Below are 14,926 nucleotides of genomic sequence, written 5' to 3' on the forward strand. Positions count from 1 at the left end.
GGCCCGGGCCCGTGCTCAGCCGGACACGACCTCCGACGCCGGCCGGTAGGCCGAGTCCAGGTCCAGTCCCAGCGGTCCGGCGACGGCGTCCGCCACCCCGCGGTGGGTGAGGACGCCGCCGTGGGCGTTGAGGCCCGCGGTGAAGCCCTCGTCGGAGGCCAGCGCGGCGTGCCATCCGTGGTCGGCGATCTTCAGGACGTAGGGCAGGGTGGCGTTCGTCAGGGCGGCCGTGGAGGTCTGCGGGACGGCGCCCGGGATGTTGGCCACGCAGTAGTAGACCTGCTCGCCGACGCGGTAGGTGGGGTCCTCGTGCGTGGTCGGCCGGGAGTTCTCGAAACAGCCGCCCTGGTCGATGGCGATGTCCACGAGCACCGAGCCAGGGCGCATCGCAGAGACCATGTCCGCGGTGACGAGCTTCGGCGCCGCCGCACCGGGGATGAGGACCGAGCCGATCACCAGGTCCGCGTCCGCCACGGCCTCCGCGATGCTCAGCGTCGAGGACGCCATGGTCCGCAACCGGCCCTGGTACACGGTGTCCAGCTGGGTCAGGCGGTCGAGATTGATGTCCAGCACGGTCACGTCCGCACCGAGTCCCGCCGCGATCACCGCGGCGGCCTCCCCGGCGACGCCGGCCCCGATCACCGCGACGCGGCCGCGCCGGGTCCCGGGGACCCCGCCCATCAGGATGCCTGAGCCGCCCTGGGCCTGGGTCAGGTGGTAGGCCCCGGCCATCGGGGCGATCCGGCCGGCGACCTGGCTCATCGGGGCCAGCAGCGGCAGGGCCCTGCCGCGCGTGACGGTCTCGTAGGCGATCGCCGTGACGCCGGAGTCCAGCACCGCCCGGGAGAGCGCCATGTCCGCCGCGAGGTGCAGGTAGGTGAAGAGGACCTGGCCGCGGCGCATCAGCTGCAACTCGCCGTCCACCGGCTCCTTGACCTTGAGCAGGAGCCCGGCCTGGTCCCAGACCTCCTCGGCGCTCTCGGCCAGTCGTGCGCCGGCGTCGGCGTACTGGGCGTCCGTGATGCCGGAGCCGATCCCGGCACCGGACTGGACCAGCACATCGTGGCCGTGGAGGACGAGCTCGGAGACGCCGCCGGGGGTGAGGCCGACGCGGAACTCATTGTTCTTGATCTCTGTGGGAACGCCGATGAGCATGCACCGACGCTACCGCCACCGGGTCGTCCGCGGGAGGGCTGGCGGCGGGCAGGTCCTGATCAGCGAGGGGGCGGGCGCATACTGAGGGAGTGGACTACCAGATCATCACGACCGTCATCGCCGGACTGCTGCTCGCGGTGGCCGTGCTGGGCACGGTCTTCCCCATCCTGCCCGGTTCCGTCCTGACCATCATCACGCTCATCGCCTGGGCCTGGATCCTGGGCTCGCCCGCGGCGTGGACCGCCGCGATCGTCGGGGCCGGCCTGGCCGTGGCCGGGATGAGCGCCTCGGCGGTGCTGACCGGCCGGAAGATGCGGCGCGAACAGATCCCGCACGGCCCGATCCTCGTGGGCGTGGTCTGCGGGATCGTCGGCATGTTCGTGATCCCGGTGGTGGGCCTGTTCGTCGGTTTCGCCGCGGGCCTGCTCGTGGCCGAACTGGTCCGCCGCCGTGACCTGAGGTTGGCCGTCCGCTCCTCGTGGGAGGCCCTGAAGTCGATGGGCCTGGGCATCCTCGTCGAGTTCACCTGTGCGTCCCTGGCGGCCTCGTCCTTCGCCATCGGCACGATCGTGCACTTTGCGAACCGCTGACGCGACCCCTGACGCAACCCCCCAGACGCAACCCCCTGACGCGACCCCCTGACACCGACCGACCCGCTGACACGCACCCGACGACCGGAGGGAACCATGGGCATCTACGACATCCAGCTGGAGCAGACCGGCGCCACCACGGACTGGACGCTGCTCGTGCTGTGCGCCGTGGCCGGCGTGCTCGGGCTGGTCGCCGCCGTCGTGGTGATCCCCCAGCTGGTCACCGCCGTGCGCCGGGAACGGCCCGGCGGCGCAGGCGGCCGTGCCGGGGAGGAGGGGTCCGGTGTCACCGGTGGGGGAGGGCCGGAGACCCGCCCGGATCGCGCCGCGGCGAGCAACCGGGTGGGCCTGGCGATGGCAGCACTGCTGTCCGCGATGCTCGTGGTCGGCGGGATCATCGGGTCGGTGGTGGCGCTGACGGCCACGGGCCTGCACCACGCCTCCGGGCACGTGGAGGCCACCGGCGTGGTGGACGGGCAGCGCTGGCTGAAGATCGCCGAGCTGCCCTTCGCGGTGGCCTGGGACGGGGCCGAACCGGTGGAGGGCGAACGCGTGGGGGCGGCCTGCACCGAGGGTTCGCCCGTGGCCGGGCTGGAGTGGACGTGCGCCCCGCCCGGGCGCTGACCCGCCGCCGGACCGGCGGGGGATCAGGCCGGGGTGACCGGTGACGGCGGGGCGCCGTGGTGCCCTGACATCGGCTGACATAGGCTGTCGCGCATGGTCGTGCGCAGTGGTTTCCCCATCCTGAAGACCGATGACCTGCCCCGTCTGGTCAGGTTCTACCGGGATGCCTTCGACGCCGTGCGGACCTACGGCTTCCCCGCTCCGGACGACGAGTCGCGGGACGTGTTCGTCGTGCTGCGGATGGGCGGGGCCTTCCTGGCGATCGGCCGGGAGCTGGACATCGGCGGCAACGACTCCCGGGCGGCCCTGTGGTTCTACGTGGACGACATCGACGAGGTCACCCGCCGGGCCCATGCCGCCGGCGCCACCATCGTCGCGCCCCCGCAGGAGATGCCCTGGGGGGAACGCGTGGCCCAGGTGCGCGACCCGGACGGGTTCCTGGTGTACCTGGGCGTCCGGGCCACCGACGAGGCCGCGGACGCGTCGTAGGGCACGATTCCGCGGGCCGGGCGGGAACGACGACGGGACGCCACCCACGCAAGGTGACGCCCCGTCGTCGTGGGCCGGATGGTCCCCGGGCCCCGCAGTGCCCCGGTCAGATGACCGGGCGGCCCTCCTTCTTGGCCTGGGACACGTCGCGGAAGAAGCCGCGCGCGATGAGGAAGAGGATGACGGCCACGATGACGGGCCACATCAGGACGTAGAGGGTCAGTCCGATGGTCATGTGAGTCCTTTCAGGGGACGGGGAGTTGCGATGGGTCCGGGGTCGCGGCGGGGTCAGTCCCGCCGGCTGCCCGGAGCGGTGTCACCGGCGGTCCCGGCACCACCGGCGGATGCGCCGCGGGTGGCCAGTTCGGGCTCGTCGGCACCCTGGGCGGGGGCCGGGTGCTCGGGGTCGAACTCGCCGGTGATGTCCTTGATGACGTCGAAGTCGAAGTCCTGCTTCGAACGGAAGGACATGAGGTAGCAGACCAGGAACGAGACCGCGTAGGCGACCAGCGAGGCCGAGAGCACCGTGTAGTCACGCAGGAAGAAGAACGTGAACGGAGCGGCGACCACGGTGGCCACCCCGCCGATGATCACGGCGGGCTTCAGTCCGAAGAAGCCGAAGGACATGATGCCCAGCACCACGCCGATGCCGATCGTCGCCAGCAGTTCCACGCCGAAGCCGAGGGCGCCGGTGAACGGGATCCACTCGAAGCGCACCGGCAGGAAGGCCACGAGGGCCGCCAGGACGCTGACGCTGAAGGCCGCGTTGGTGACCTTGGGCCAGTAGAACGAGGCGATCACCGGGAACACGAGGCAGCCCCAGAGCGCGCCGACGAACACCAACAGGTCCAGGATGTTGAACTGCGCGGTGGCGAAGTACAACGCGGCGGCGGTGGCGATGATCATGCTGACGCGGCCGACGAGCAGCATCGTCTTCGGCTTGACTTTGTCCTTGCCGACCGACTGGCCGTACATGTCCGACATTACGATGGAGGACAGCGCGGCGAGGTCCGAGTCGGCCGTGGAGGACAGGGCGCCGATGATCATCAGGAACGCCAGGGCCAGCAGGACCGGGCCGAGGTAGGTGCCGGCCATCTGCGGGATCAGGTTGTTGACGTCCCCGTTCATGGGCTCGACGCCCAGGTACAGGGCCATCACGCCGAGCATGCCGATGCCGATCACGGCGCCGCCGTAGCCGATGGTGGCGGTGACGAACGTGGGCTTGATGAGGTCCTCGCGCACGGAGAACAGGCGCTGGGCGATGGTCTGGTTGCCGATGGCGTAGGCCAGCACCGCGGCGATGTAGGGGGCGCCCTGGTTCATGAAGGCGTCCGAGGAGAAGAAGCTGCCCTGCTCCGGGGTCACGGTGCCCGCGGCGACGCCGGCCTCGAACATGCCGGGCCCGCCGGCCACGAAGAAGATCACCGGGATGATCACGACGGCGGCGCCCAGCATGAACATCACCTGGGCGAAGTCGGTGAGCACGGAGGCGCGGAACCCGGACCACAGGGTGTACATCAGCACGCCCCCGGCCACGATGACGATGCCCGCCCCGAAGCTGAGCGGGGACAGCATGGAGATCAGCGCGCCGCCGGCGATGAAGTTGGAGGTCAGGGAGATGAGGGAGCCCAGGACGTTGGAGCCGGCCAGCATCAGCTGGGAGGAGCGGCCGTGCCGGGCGTACATGACCTCGGCGAGCGTGTGGGCCTTCGGGGCGACCTTGCGGATGCGCTTGCCGAACGGGTAGATGAACAGGATCATCAGGGCTCCCCAGAGCCCGTAGTGGATGGGGCCGGCGACGCCGTAGGTGTACCCCGCGGTGGCGGAGGCGTACATCGAGGAGGCCCAGATCCAGGTGGCGGTCATCGATGCCGCCGAGATGCCGAATCCGATGTTGCCGCCGGCGGTCATGTACCCGTCGGCGTTCTCGTTCTTCTGGCTGATCCTCACCGACATCCACATGGTTCCGCCGTAGAAGAGGATCAGCAGCAGGACCACTGCCATGATTCCCAGTTGGTTGAATTCCTGTACGGGTGGCATCCCGTCCCTTTCTGTCGGCGACAATGACAGCGCTCCGACGACGCCTCCCTGAGCTGGCGGCGTCCCCTCTCGGATCGCACGCGTCAGTCCTCGCGGACCGGCGCGACCGGCCTGCAAGGACCGGTCCGGCTGGCCCTTGGGGGCCGCCTCCGGCGGGAGCCACGGAGCGGGTCTGCATGCGCCGAGGAGTACCTCAGGGGTACCTCGGGCACGCACCCTTGGGGGCTCGCACTCACCGGATCCGGTGCTCGACCGGACGCTGTAGCTTCTCATGTTTGCATCAGCAACTTCAAACCGGTTGACAAGCGGGTGCGTAACACTCCATGTCAGATGCCCTTTGTGCGCCGTTCACAAAGGGTGGCCACCCGGCCCTCCGGGTGATTTGGGCGCTAGCGGGCCGGTCGTCGTATGATGGTGGAGCGCGTTTCGGCCGATGCCGGCGCCGCGGGGCCTTAGCTCAGTTGGTAGAGCGTTTCGTTCGCAATGAAAAGGTCAGGGGTTCGACTCCCCTAGGCTCCACCAGACAGTTCACGACAGGGAACCGGTTCGCCGCCAGGCGGGCCGGTTCCCTGCGTTTCCGGCCCCTGTCCCGACGGCTGCCCGGAGCCGGTGCACCGCCGTGGCCGCAGGCACCGCCGCGCGGTTCCACTACGGTGGAGCACGTGACCAGTCGAACTGACGCCGGCCTCCGCTCGTTCTGGGACCGCGCCCGCGCCGCCTCGCCCGCGCTGCCGGTCGGCTTGCCGCAGGCCTGGGCCTTCGGGGCCACCCCGGTGCACGCGGACGGACTGCTCGAGCTGGTGCTGGCCGGCACGAAGACCGGGACCGCCTCCTCGCTCTGGGACCACGAGGCCACCGGGGAACCCGTCCCGCAACCGGGTGAGCTGAGCATCATCCTCGACGGCGCGGGCCGGCCGCGCGCGGTCCTGGAGACCACGGAGGTGGTCATCGTCCCGTTCGACGAGGTCGACGAGGACCACGCCCGCTCCGAGGGGGAGGGCGACCGGACGCTGCGCGCCTGGCGTGCGATCCATGAGCGCTACTGGCGGGACCACTCCGAGAACCCTCGCGGCTTCGAGCCCACCATGCCGGTGGTCTGCGAACGGTTCCGGCTGCTGCACGCCGAACCGGCAGGCCGCGCGTCGTAGGGGCCGTTCGGCACGCGCCGGCCGCCCACCGGCCGACGGCCAGAGGCGGCGTCAGGCCGCGGCCGGGCCGGCGTACTCCCTCATGCCGGCCAGCTCCGCCATCCGCGCCAGCCCCGGCCCGAGGTGCGCGCGGAAGCGGGCGGCGGCCGCCTGCACGGCGGCTTCGCCCGCCCTCTCCGGCGGGATCCGGGTCGGGTTCAGGGTGGTGCGTTCCGACCACGCCTTGATGTCCGGTTCGCAGGCGAACGACGCGGCCGCGCGGCCTCCCAGGACCTGCATGCGGGCCCAGCTCCTCGGGGTGTCCGGCAGGGGCGAGGGCAGGCAGACGCTGTTCTTCTCCTCGTCGTCGTCGCGGGTGGCCTCGACGTAGCCGGTGATGGCCGCGCCGAAGCAGGGGAAGCCCGCGCGGACCGGCTGCAGGGTGATGGCATGGCGCTGCCAGATCGGCACCACGGGGGCGTACTTCAGCCCGGAGGCGGCGCAGTGCACCACGATGCTGTCCGCGGGCACCCGGACGTCCCCGGAGTCGAAGTGCAGGATCCCGGGGTCCACGTGCCGGAGATGACCGCGCCGCACGACGTCCTCGATGGTGCGCAACCGGTCCACCTCCCACTGCCCGATGGTCGGGGTCTTCGCCATGGTCGGGGTCACCGACTCGTCGATGCGCACCATCACGCCCGCGTCCTCGAGCCGCAGGAACAGGTCGTCGGGGGAGGACGCGGCGGCCCCCGCGGCCATGATGTCCCCGGCCGAGCGGTAGAAGACCACCGGGTCCGGCTGCAGGGCGGCGCGGTTGATCATCCAGGGTTCGCGGGACCGCACCCAGCAGATCGCGCCGGGGTCCACGTCGTTGCCCAGGAGCCACATGCACGCATCCGTCGCGGTCTTCCCGGACCCGACGACGACATACCGGCCGGGTGCCTCCGTCACCTTGACGAGGTCGTTGACCGGGATGACCCGGGCCCCGGCGCCGACCCCGAAGGTCGGCGGCGTGGTGGCCGGGATGTCGGGGCCGAGGTAATCGGTGGTGACGACGCGCGCGGTGTCCGCGACCTCGAACCGGCGGCCGGAGACCCGGGAGACGAACGTGTGGTCGCCGAGGTACTCGCAGCCCGGATGGAACTCCACCTTGCCGGAGTCGAGCATCCGCTGCAGGACGCGGACGTAGTAGGCGCAGATCTCCGGTGCGGTGGCCCGTTCGTGCAGCCCGGCCTCGGGGCCGCTGTCCTGGATGCGCCCCTCGCCGAGCCGGGTCGAGGCCACCCCGTAGAAGAGCGAGGCCTGGTGGAGCCGGACGAAGGGATAGGCGTCGAGCCAGTGCCCGCCGACACCGTGCCGTCGGTCCACCATGACCACGTGGACAGTGGCGTGGTCGATCAGGGCGTCAACGAAGGCCATCCCGCTGGCGCCTGCACCGACCACCAGGTAGTCGGCGGCAATCACAGCGCCCATGGGAAAATTCTCTGCCTCCGGGACAGACCGGTCAATGTGCGGGGAGCCCCCGCGCGTGTCGATCCGAACCGGTGCGCCCTGCTCCTCAGTCGGCTCCTCAGCCGGCCTTCGCGCGCTGGCCGCGCGGGTTGAACTAGCCGCGCTGGCCGCGCGGCGGGCCGGCGAACACCTGCGCGATCGGCAGCCACTGCCGCGCCGCGGGGCCCTCGGCGACCAGCGAGGTCTCCTGGTGGTCCCGGCGCTGGGCGACGACCAGGCAGAAGTCCTCGGCGCTCCCGGTGACGCGTCCGGTGGCGTCCTCCGGCCCCCAGGTCCAGGCCTCCCCGGAGGGCGCGGTGAGCTCGATGCGGAACTCGCCGACGGGCGGTTCCAGGCCATTGATGCGGAAGGCGAAGTCGCGGGTGCGCACGCCGAGGTGGCAGACGTCCCGGAGCCGGTCGGTCGGCACGCGCCGCACCCCCAGGGCGTCGGCGACGTCCTGGCCGTGGGCCCACGTCTCCATCAGCCGGGCGGTCGCCATGGACCGCGGCCGCATGGGCGGGCCGAACCACGGCACCGTCGAGGCGGGATCGACCGCGTCCAGGGCATCGGCGACGCGCCTGCGCCCCTCACGCCAGTCGGCCAGCAACCGGGCCCGGTCCCGTGCGGCACGCTCGCTTGCCGACTCGTTGACGTGGTCGAAATTGCCCTTCACGGCTGCAGCGTGGTCGGCGAAGGCGCCGGGGTCGGTCAGGGCCAGGAGTGACATCTCGTCGGTCCAGGCCAGGTGCCCGATCTGGTGGGCGATGGTCCAGCCGGCGGCGGGCGTGTCCCGGCGCCAACCGGCCTCGTCCAGCTCGGCTACCAGGGTGTCGAGGTCCTCGGCTTCTGCGCGGAACGCCGCGGCGATAGACGTCATGTCCGCATCGTCGCACGGACGGCACCGTACCCGGCGTGCGTACGCTGGTGTGACGTGCACCATGGGACCCGGCCTCGCCCCGTTCCACCGACCTCCGTTCCACCTGCTCCCGTTCCACTGGCTCCACCGGCCCCGGGCCGCTTCGCCCTCGCCGCCGACCGCCCGACCCTCCGACGAAGGAATCCCATGACCGACTCCACGCACCGCACCCTGTCCGGCCGCACGATCCTCATGTCCGGAGGCAGCCGGGGCATCGGCCTGGCCATCGCGGTGCGCGCGGCCCAGGACGGGGCCAACGTTGCCCTGCTGGCCAAGACCGAGAGGCCGCACCCCAAGCTCGAGGGCACCATCCACACGGCGGCGGCGGCCATCGAGGCGGCCGGCGGGCAGGCACTGCCGATCGTCGGCGATGTCCGGGACGAGGCCTCGGTGACGCAGGCCGTGGCCCGCACCGTGGAACGCTTCGGCGGGATCGACGTCGTGGTGAACAACGCCAGCGCCATCGACCTGTCGAAGACCCCGGACCTGCCGATGAAGAGGTACGACCTGATGCAGGACATCAACACCCGCGGCTCGTTCCTGCTGGCGAAGACCGCGCAGCCGCACCTGGGCCGGTCCGGGGCAGCCCACATCCTCACGCTGAGCCCCCCGCTGAACCTGAACCCGCAGTGGGCCGGCCGGCACCTGGGGTACACGATCGCCAAGTACGGGATGTCCCTGGTGACCCTGGGCCTGGCCGAGGAACTCAGGGGCCAGGGGATTGCCGCCAACAGCCTCTGGCCGCGTACGACGATCGCCACCGCCGCGGTGCGCAACCTGCTCGGGGGCGAGGAGGTGGTGGCCCGCAGCCGGATCCCGGAGATCATGGCCGACGCCGCGCACGAGATCCTCACCCGGGACCCGCGCGAGTGCACGGGCCACTTCTTCATCGACGACGAGGTGCTCGCTGAGGCCGGGGTCACCGACCTCTCCCGCTACGGCGGCCCGGAGCAGACCCTCGAGCGGGACATCTTCCTGGACGAGTGACGGTGACGTCCGGGCGACCCGCCGGCCGGATGAGCGCCGCGGATAATGGCCGGATGGAGCCGTGGGAGATGCGTGAGTGGTACGCCGAGTACCTCGAGGCGTGCAACCGGCACGACCTCGAGGCCATCCGGTCGTTCATCGACCCCTCGGTGCGGCGTGCGCACCTGCCGGGCGGCGCCGATGCGTGGGTGGACGACGTGGCCGACCTCTTCCAGGCCTTTCCCGACTGGCGGTGGCGCCGCATCCAGCTCATCGTGGAGGAGGACCGCCTCGCCGTGCACCTGCGGGGGAGCGGTACGCACCGGGGTGCGTTCCGGGGCATCGCCCCGACGCGACGGCACGCCAACGTCGCCGAGTTCGCGATGTACCGCGTCGCGGACGGTCGGATCGCGGAGTACTCCGGGGTGGTCGACACGATGGAGCTGCTGACCCAGCTCGGCAGGACAGCGCCGTAACCGGTCGCTCCGCGGACGCGGCCCGAGGCGGTGCCGGCGCCGGGACCGGGTGGGTCAGCTCCGCGCCGTCTCGGTCTCCACGCGCTCCCCGGCCAGCAGTTCCATGGCCTGTTCCCGCAGGTCGACCTTGCGGACCTTGCCGGTGACGGTCATGGGGAACTCGTCGATCACCTTCACGTAGCGCGGGATCTTGTAGTGCGCGATCCGGCCCGAGCAGTACTCGCGCAGGGACTCCGCCGTGGGGGCTGCTGCCCCCTCGCGGATGCGGATCCAGGCGATGAGCTCCTCGCCGTACTTCTCGTCCGGCACGCCCACCACCTGCGCGTCGATGATGTCCGGGTGCGTGTAGAGGAACTCCTCGATCTCGCGCGGGTAGATGTTCTCCCCGCCGCGGATCACCATGTCCTTGATCCGGCCGGTGATCCGCACGTATCCCTCCTCATCCATCACGCCGAGATCCCCGGTGTGCATCCAGCCCTCGGCGTCGATCGCCTCGGCGGTCCGCTCGGGGTCGTTCCAGTACCCCTTCATCACGGCGTAGCCCTGGGTCTGCAGTTCCCCGGCCTGGCCGCGGGGCACGACCTCGCCCGTGGCCGGGTCCACGACCCGGATCCTCAGGTGGGCGCCCACCCGCCCGACGGTGCTGACGCGCCGCTCCAGGCTGTCCGACGTCGAGCTCTGGATCGAGACCGGCGAGGTCTCCGTCATGCCGTAGCAGATGGTCACGTCCGTCATGTTCATCTGCTCGATCACCTGGCGCATCACCGACTCCGGGCACGGCGAACCCGCCATGACACCGGTGCGCAGGCTGGAGAGGTCGTAGGACTCGAAGTCCGGCAGCCCCAGTTCGGCGATGAACATGGTCGGCACCCCGTACAGGGACGTGCACTTCTCGGTGGCCACGGCGTGCAGGGTCGCGGCGGGGTCGAAGCCGGGGGCGGGGATGACCATGGCCGCCCCGTGGGTGGTGGCCGCCAGGTTGCCGATGACCATCCCGAAGCAGTGGTAGAAGGGCACGGGGATGCAGATGCGGTCGGCCTCGGTGTACTCCACGCGCTCGCCGTCGAAGTACCCGTTGTTGAGGATGTTCCGGTGCGTGAGCGTCGCGCCCTTGGGGAACCCGGTGGTGCCGGAGGTGTACTGGATGTTGATCGGGTCGTCCGGGCTGAGGCCCGCCGCGACCTGCGCCAGCCGGTTCTCATCCGCGGCGGCACCGGCCAGGCCCCCCCACTCCGGGGTGCCGAGGATGACCACGTCCCGGAGCTCGGGGCAGTCGTCCCGGACGTCGGCCAGCATCCGCTCGTAGTTGGAGGTCTTGAAGGAGGATGCCGCGATCACCGTGCGGATGCCCGACGTCGTCAGCGCGTACTGCAGCTCGTCGCGCCGGTAGGCCGGGTTGATGTTGACCAGGATTGCGCCGATCTGCGCCGTGGCGTACTGCACCAGCGTCCACTCGGCCACGTTCGGCGCCCAGATCCCCACGCGGTCCCCGGTCCGGATCCCGGCCTCCAGCAGCCCGGTGGCCAGGCGCGCGACGTCGGCCGCGAACTCCGCGTAGCTCCAGCGCCGGCCGGTCTGGACCTCCACGAGCGCGTCGCGCTCGCCGAACCGCTCGACGGTGCGCGCCAGGTTCTGCCCGATGGTCTCCTCCAGCAGGGGGGTGTCGGTCGGGCCCTGGTCCTGAGAGGGTGCGGCGGTCGGCTGAGTGGTCATGGACGATCTCCTGGCGTTGCGGTGAGCTGCATCACAGTGGTGCGACGTCGGCCAGTTTAGTTACTGACCGCTAACCGGTCTAGACCCCGCCGATTCAGACCCGCCGGTCAGGCGCCCAGGACAGGACCGCAGGACAGGACCGCAGGACAGGGTGAGCCGGGGCGGGGAAGATGGATCCATGACCCCCGAACCCGTGGACGTGCTGATCATCGGCGCCGGACTCTCCGGCGTCAACGCCGCCTACCGGATCCGCGAGGCCTGCCCCGAGCTGTCCGTCCGGGTCCTCGAGGCGCGCGGGGAGACCGGCGGCACCTGGGACCTGTTCCGCTACCCGGGCGTGCGCTCGGACTCGGACGTGTACACGCTGACCTTCCCCTTCCACCCATGGACCGGCCGGGACACGATCGCCAGCGGTGAGCAGATCCGGCAGTACCTGCAGCAGGTCGTCCAGGACACGGGGCTGCGCGAGCACATCCAGCTGGACACCCGGGTCACCAGCGCGGACTTCTGCACCGACGAGGCCCGCTGGCACGTCCGTGCGGTGCGCGCCGGGCCGGCCGGTGGACGGCAGAGCGGTACACGGCCCGCTTCCTGGTCGCCTGCACGGGCTACTACGACGCCGAACACCCCCACGATCCCGGTTTCGACGGGGTCGAGGACTTCACCGGCACCGTCGTGCACCCGCAGCACTGGCCGCAGGACCTCGAACTCGCCGGCCGCCGGATCGCGGTCATCGGCTCCGGGGCCACCGCCGTGTCCCTGGTGCCCGCGCTCGTCGAGGCCGGTGCGCAGGTGGCCATGGTCCAGCGCACGCCCGGTTACGTGCTGGGCCTGCCGCGCCGGGACCCGCTGGCGGGCCTGGCCCGTCGGCTCCTGCCCCCGACGGCGGCGCACCGGGTGATGCGCGCGAGGAACGCCGCGATGCAGTGGGGCTTCTACCGCGCCTGCCGCCGGGCCCCTCGACTGATGCGCTCCGTGCTGAGGCGTCGCGCCGTCGCGGCCACCGGGTCCGAGGCCCTCGTCGACGAGCACTTCACCCCGCCCTACGACCCCTGGGAACAGCGTCTGTGCGTGGCCCCGCACGGGGACCTGTACGCGGCCATCCGGGCCGGGCGGGCCGGCGTCGTGACCGGTGAGGTCGAGCGCTTCGTACCCGAGGGGGTGAGGCTGGCCGACGGCCGGATCGTGGAGGCCGATGTCGTGGTCACCGCGACGGGGCTGCGGGTGCTGTTGCTGGGCGGGATCGAGGCGTCGGTGGACGGGGTGGGCATTGACCCGGCCGCGTCCTACGCCTACTACGGGGCGATGCTCAGCGGCGTGCCGAACCTGACGTTCTGCATCGGCTACGTCAACCAGTCCTGGACCCTGCGCTCGGACCTGACCGCCCGGTTCACCGCGCGCGTGCTGCGCCGGCTCGTGGACCGCGGACTGGACTCGGTGGTCCCGGAGGTGCCGGACGGCATTGGCCCCGGCCACCCGTTGATGGCGGACCTCCGCTCCGGGTACCTCGTCCGCGCGGCACACCTGATGCCCCGCGCCACCGACCGGTATCCCTGGGCGATGGCGCAGGACGTGGTCCGTGACGGCTGGGCCACCGGCCACGCCGACCTGGAGGTGGGGCTGTGCTGGAGCCGGACGGCCCGGGCCTCCCAACCCACTCAGGACGGGGCGGGACAGGACGGAGCGGGGCAAGGCGGGGCTGCCCAGGACGAGACTGTGCAGGACGGGGTCGTTCAGGACGGGGCGAGGCGGTCCAGGTGAGCAAGCCGGTCCTCGGCGCGGTCGAGGCGTTGGGGCACCTCGAGGTCCCACCACGCGTCACCGCGCTCACCGAGGCCCTCCTTGGCCAATTGGACCCGGTCCCGGGCGGCCCGCTTCGCGCTCTCGTCCCCGGCCGTGCGCACCGCCGAGCGCGCCCTGCCCAGGTGCGAGCGCAGGCGGGCGGCGGTCTCCTCGGGCAGCTCGGGGTCGGTGGCGCGCCACTTGCGGCCGTCCACCACGATGTACCGGCCGTCCTCGGTGCGCTCCATGATCGAAGCCTACGCGCGGACCACCGGGGCCGAACGGGCCGGGCGCACGGGGGAGGGCAACCTGGCGGGGGATCTCGCACTCCAGGCGGCCTGGTGGGAGGATGCGGAGGAACCATGACCAGAGAACCGGAGACGCTCATCGTGCCGGACGCCGCCGCCTGGCGGGCCTGGCTGGACGAGCACGAGTCGGAAGCGGACGGGGTCTGGCTGCTGCTGGCCAAGAAGGGGACCACCGCGCCGACGTCCCTGACCTATGCGCAGGCCCTCGACGAGGCACTGTGCAGCGGTTGGATCGATGGGCAGGCGAAGTCTGTCGACGCGCAGACCTACCGGCAGCGGTTCACCCCTCGGCGCAAGGCCTCGCTCTGGTCGCAGCGCAACATCGGCAAGGTGCAGGCGCTCACCGAGGCGGGCCGGATGCGACCACGCGGCCAGGCCGAGATCGAACGCGCCAGGGCCGACGGCCGGTGGGAGCGTGCCTATGCCGGCCCGGCGACCGCCGAGATGCCCGAGGACCTAGCCGTAGCCCTGGAGGAGTCGCCGCGGGCCGCGGAGACCTTTGCCACCCTGAACGGCCAGAACAGGTACGCGGTCCTGCACCGGGTCCTCACCGCGCCGAGCCCGGCCAGCCGGGCCAACAGGGTGGCGAAGCTGATCGGCATGCTGGAGCGCGGCGATACGCCGTATCCGCAACCGGGTTGATGCCTTGCCAGGGGGAGAGGATGGGGCGCCCCGTCTTCAGACGGTGATTCATTCCAGGATGGACATTTCCCCGGGTCCTCCCGGCCTGATGCGTCCATCCTGCGATGATTCCTGGTCGGCGCGATGGGTTCGGGCGGTGAGATCCGTCGAGATCCGCCGCGGTCTGCCAGTGTCGGGTTCCCGGTGGGGAGCGCCGACCCGGTCTGACATCATGAGATGGATGAGCACTCTCGACTTCGCCCGGGTGGCGTGATGAACCAGGTTTCCGACCCGTCGCCGGCGGCGGCCTCGCGCTTGACCTTCTGTGGGCTCTCCATCGCCTACGACCACCGGGTGCTCGAGCCCAGGCCGTGGACCGAGGCGCAGTCGCAGTGGGCGGCCGAACTGCTCCCCGACGCTCCCGCCGGTCCGGTGCTGGAACTGTGCGCCGGCGTCGGGCACATCGGACTGGGCGCCGTGCGCGAGGGCGACCGCGACCTGGTCATGGTCGACGTCAACCCGGTGGCCCGGGAGTTCGCGGTGGCGAATGCGGCCGCCAACGGGCTGGGTTCCCGCGTCGAGTTCCGGCTGGCCCGGATCGATGAGGCGCTCGGTGAGGACGAAC

General features: G+C 71.4%; 16 protein-coding genes, 1 tRNA gene and 2 pseudogenes. 12 read left to right on the forward strand and 7 right to left on the reverse strand.

Translation table 11 applies throughout. From position 1 onward, the window contains the following. Window positions 1-15: 15 nt before the first annotated feature. Window positions 16-1,155 carry an alanine dehydrogenase gene (ald, locus tag Q0283_RS10255; protein ID WP_183528990.1) on the reverse strand — a complete coding sequence of 380 codons (1,140 nt, stop codon included), beginning with the start codon at window positions 1,153-1,155 and terminating at the stop codon, window positions 16-18. Window positions 1,156-1,244: 89 nt separating this feature from the next. On the opposite strand from ald, the gene Q0283_RS10260 reads away from it, so the two are divergent. The 3 genes from Q0283_RS10260 (at window position 1,245) to Q0283_RS10270 (ending at window position 2,858) form a co-directional block, all read left to right on the forward strand. Continuing rightward, window positions 1,245-1,745, forward strand: coding sequence for a DUF456 domain-containing protein (locus Q0283_RS10260; protein ID WP_183528988.1), 501 nt, complete (start codon window positions 1,245-1,247; stop codon window positions 1,743-1,745). Between the two features lie 96 nt (window positions 1,746-1,841). After that, entirely contained in the window at window positions 1,842-2,369 is a 528-nt protein-coding gene (locus Q0283_RS10265) for a hypothetical protein (RefSeq protein WP_183528986.1), read from the forward strand. A gap of 93 nt (window positions 2,370-2,462) precedes the next feature. Further along, a complete protein-coding gene (locus Q0283_RS10270) occupies window positions 2,463-2,858 on the forward strand; it encodes a glyoxalase/bleomycin resistance/extradiol dioxygenase family protein (protein WP_183528984.1) in 396 nt (131 codons plus the stop codon). Window positions 2,859-2,964: 106 nt separating this feature from the next. On the opposite strand, the gene Q0283_RS10275 is transcribed toward Q0283_RS10270, so the two are convergent. Together Q0283_RS10275 and Q0283_RS10280 are read right to left on the reverse strand one after the other, a co-directional pair. Beyond that, complete coding sequence (locus Q0283_RS10275; RefSeq protein WP_221243760.1) at window positions 2,965-3,093, reverse strand: putative transporter small subunit; 129 nt, start codon at window positions 3,091-3,093, stop codon at window positions 2,965-2,967. Between the two features lie 53 nt (window positions 3,094-3,146). After that, window positions 3,147-4,862 carry a sodium:solute symporter family protein gene (locus Q0283_RS10280; RefSeq protein WP_255459696.1) on the reverse strand — a complete coding sequence of 572 codons (1,716 nt, stop codon included), beginning with the start codon at window positions 4,860-4,862 and terminating at the stop codon, window positions 3,147-3,149. A gap of 482 nt (window positions 4,863-5,344) precedes the next feature. Between Q0283_RS10280 and Q0283_RS10285 the strand changes: the two genes are divergently transcribed. Next, window positions 5,345-5,420, forward strand: a tRNA-Ala gene (locus Q0283_RS10285). A 140-nt stretch (window positions 5,421-5,560) separates the two neighbouring features. Next, window positions 5,561-6,046 (forward strand): ASCH domain-containing protein, encoded by a 486-nt coding sequence (locus Q0283_RS10290; RefSeq protein ID WP_183528980.1) that lies wholly within the window; start codon window positions 5,561-5,563, stop codon window positions 6,044-6,046. A 51-nt stretch (window positions 6,047-6,097) separates the two neighbouring features. On the opposite strand, the gene Q0283_RS10295 is transcribed toward Q0283_RS10290, so the two are convergent. Both Q0283_RS10295 and Q0283_RS10300 read right to left on the reverse strand, forming a co-directional pair. Further along, window positions 6,098-7,498, reverse strand: a complete 1,401-nt coding sequence (locus Q0283_RS10295) for an NAD(P)-binding protein (RefSeq protein ID WP_183528978.1) — start codon at window positions 7,496-7,498, stop codon at window positions 6,098-6,100. A 133-nt stretch (window positions 7,499-7,631) separates the two neighbouring features. Next, entirely contained in the window at window positions 7,632-8,396 is a 765-nt protein-coding gene (locus Q0283_RS10300) for a TIGR03084 family metal-binding protein (protein ID WP_183528976.1), read from the reverse strand. 186 nt (window positions 8,397-8,582) lie between these two features. Here Q0283_RS10300 and Q0283_RS10305 point away from each other — a divergent pair, with 186 nt between their 5' ends. Then, window positions 8,583-9,422: an NAD(P)-dependent oxidoreductase gene (locus Q0283_RS10305; protein WP_298044494.1), complete on the forward strand. Its 840-nt coding sequence runs from the start codon at window positions 8,583-8,585 to the stop codon at window positions 9,420-9,422. 53 nt (window positions 9,423-9,475) lie between these two features. After that, window positions 9,476-9,877, forward strand: a complete 402-nt coding sequence (locus Q0283_RS10310; RefSeq protein WP_183528972.1) for an ester cyclase — start codon at window positions 9,476-9,478, stop codon at window positions 9,875-9,877. 54 nt (window positions 9,878-9,931) lie between these two features. On the opposite strand, the gene Q0283_RS10315 is transcribed toward Q0283_RS10310, so the two are convergent. Then, window positions 9,932-11,590, reverse strand: coding sequence for an AMP-binding protein (locus tag Q0283_RS10315; RefSeq protein WP_183528970.1), 1,659 nt, complete (start codon window positions 11,588-11,590; stop codon window positions 9,932-9,934). A gap of 178 nt (window positions 11,591-11,768) precedes the next feature. Between Q0283_RS10315 and Q0283_RS10320 the strand changes: the two are divergent. The 3 genes and pseudogenes from Q0283_RS10320 to Q0283_RS10330 form a co-directional block, all read left to right on the forward strand. Then, window positions 11,769-11,882: pseudogene (locus tag Q0283_RS10320) on the forward strand (NAD(P)-binding protein); the annotation flags it as partial. A 299-nt stretch (window positions 11,883-12,181) separates the two neighbouring features. Next, window positions 12,182-12,361: pseudogene (locus Q0283_RS10325) on the forward strand (NAD(P)/FAD-dependent oxidoreductase); the annotation flags it as partial. Window positions 12,362-12,388: 27 nt separating this feature from the next. After that, entirely contained in the window at window positions 12,389-13,351 is a 963-nt protein-coding gene (locus tag Q0283_RS10330) for an NAD(P)/FAD-dependent oxidoreductase (RefSeq protein WP_298044495.1), read from the forward strand. Here the strand turns inward: Q0283_RS10330 and Q0283_RS10335 are convergent. Next, entirely contained in the window at window positions 13,324-13,620 is a 297-nt protein-coding gene (locus Q0283_RS10335) for a biopolymer transporter Tol (protein WP_183528966.1), read from the reverse strand. The two genes, Q0283_RS10330 and Q0283_RS10335, sit on opposite strands and share 28 nt — an antisense overlap. Before the next feature lie 114 nt (window positions 13,621-13,734). Here Q0283_RS10335 and Q0283_RS10340 point away from each other — a divergent pair, with 114 nt between their 5' ends. Further along, window positions 13,735-14,322, forward strand: a complete 588-nt coding sequence (locus Q0283_RS10340) for a YdeI family protein (protein ID WP_183528964.1) — start codon at window positions 13,735-13,737, stop codon at window positions 14,320-14,322. A 252-nt stretch (window positions 14,323-14,574) separates the two neighbouring features. After that, a partial coding sequence (locus tag Q0283_RS10345; protein WP_298044498.1) for a methyltransferase occupies window positions 14,575-14,926 on the forward strand: 352 nt, incomplete at its 3' end.

The sequence above is a fragment of the uncultured Citricoccus sp. genome, assembly GCF_937871995.1.
In the GTDB taxonomy this organism is placed as follows: Bacteria; Actinomycetota; Actinomycetes; order Actinomycetales; family Micrococcaceae; genus Citricoccus.

What these genes read in the sequence shown, in the direction of transcription:
- Q0283_RS10335 (WP_183528966.1), bottom strand. Translation starts at nt 13,620, where the DNA reads ATGGAGCGCACCGAGGACGGCCGGTACATCGTGGTGGACGGCCGCAAG.
- Q0283_RS10305 (WP_298044494.1), top strand. Translation starts at nt 8,583, where the DNA reads ATGACCGACTCCACGCACCGCACCCTGTCCGGCCGCACGATCCTCATG.
- Q0283_RS10295 (WP_183528978.1), bottom strand. Translation starts at nt 7,498, where the DNA reads ATGGGCGCTGTGATTGCCGCCGACTACCTGGTGGTCGGTGCAGGCGCC.
- Q0283_RS10310 (WP_183528972.1), top strand. Translation starts at nt 9,476, where the DNA reads ATGGAGCCGTGGGAGATGCGTGAGTGGTACGCCGAGTACCTCGAGGCG.
- Q0283_RS10265 (WP_183528986.1), top strand. Translation starts at nt 1,842, where the DNA reads ATGGGCATCTACGACATCCAGCTGGAGCAGACCGGCGCCACCACGGAC.
- Q0283_RS10270 (WP_183528984.1), top strand. Translation starts at nt 2,463, where the DNA reads ATGGTCGTGCGCAGTGGTTTCCCCATCCTGAAGACCGATGACCTGCCC.
- Q0283_RS10315 (WP_183528970.1), bottom strand. Translation starts at nt 11,590, where the DNA reads ATGACCACTCAGCCGACCGCCGCACCCTCTCAGGACCAGGGCCCGACC.
- Q0283_RS10280 (WP_255459696.1), bottom strand. Translation starts at nt 4,862, where the DNA reads ATGGCAGTGGTCCTGCTGCTGATCCTCTTCTACGGCGGAACCATGTGG.
- Q0283_RS10300 (WP_183528976.1), bottom strand. Translation starts at nt 8,396, where the DNA reads ATGACGTCTATCGCCGCGGCGTTCCGCGCAGAAGCCGAGGACCTCGAC.
- Q0283_RS10275 (WP_221243760.1), bottom strand. Translation starts at nt 3,093, where the DNA reads ATGACCATCGGACTGACCCTCTACGTCCTGATGTGGCCCGTCATCGTG.
- ald (WP_183528990.1), bottom strand. Translation starts at nt 1,155, where the DNA reads ATGCTCATCGGCGTTCCCACAGAGATCAAGAACAATGAGTTCCGCGTC.
- Q0283_RS10340 (WP_183528964.1), top strand. Translation starts at nt 13,735, where the DNA reads ATGACCAGAGAACCGGAGACGCTCATCGTGCCGGACGCCGCCGCCTGG.
- Q0283_RS10330 (WP_298044495.1), top strand. Translation starts at nt 12,389, where the DNA reads ATGGTCCAGCGCACGCCCGGTTACGTGCTGGGCCTGCCGCGCCGGGAC.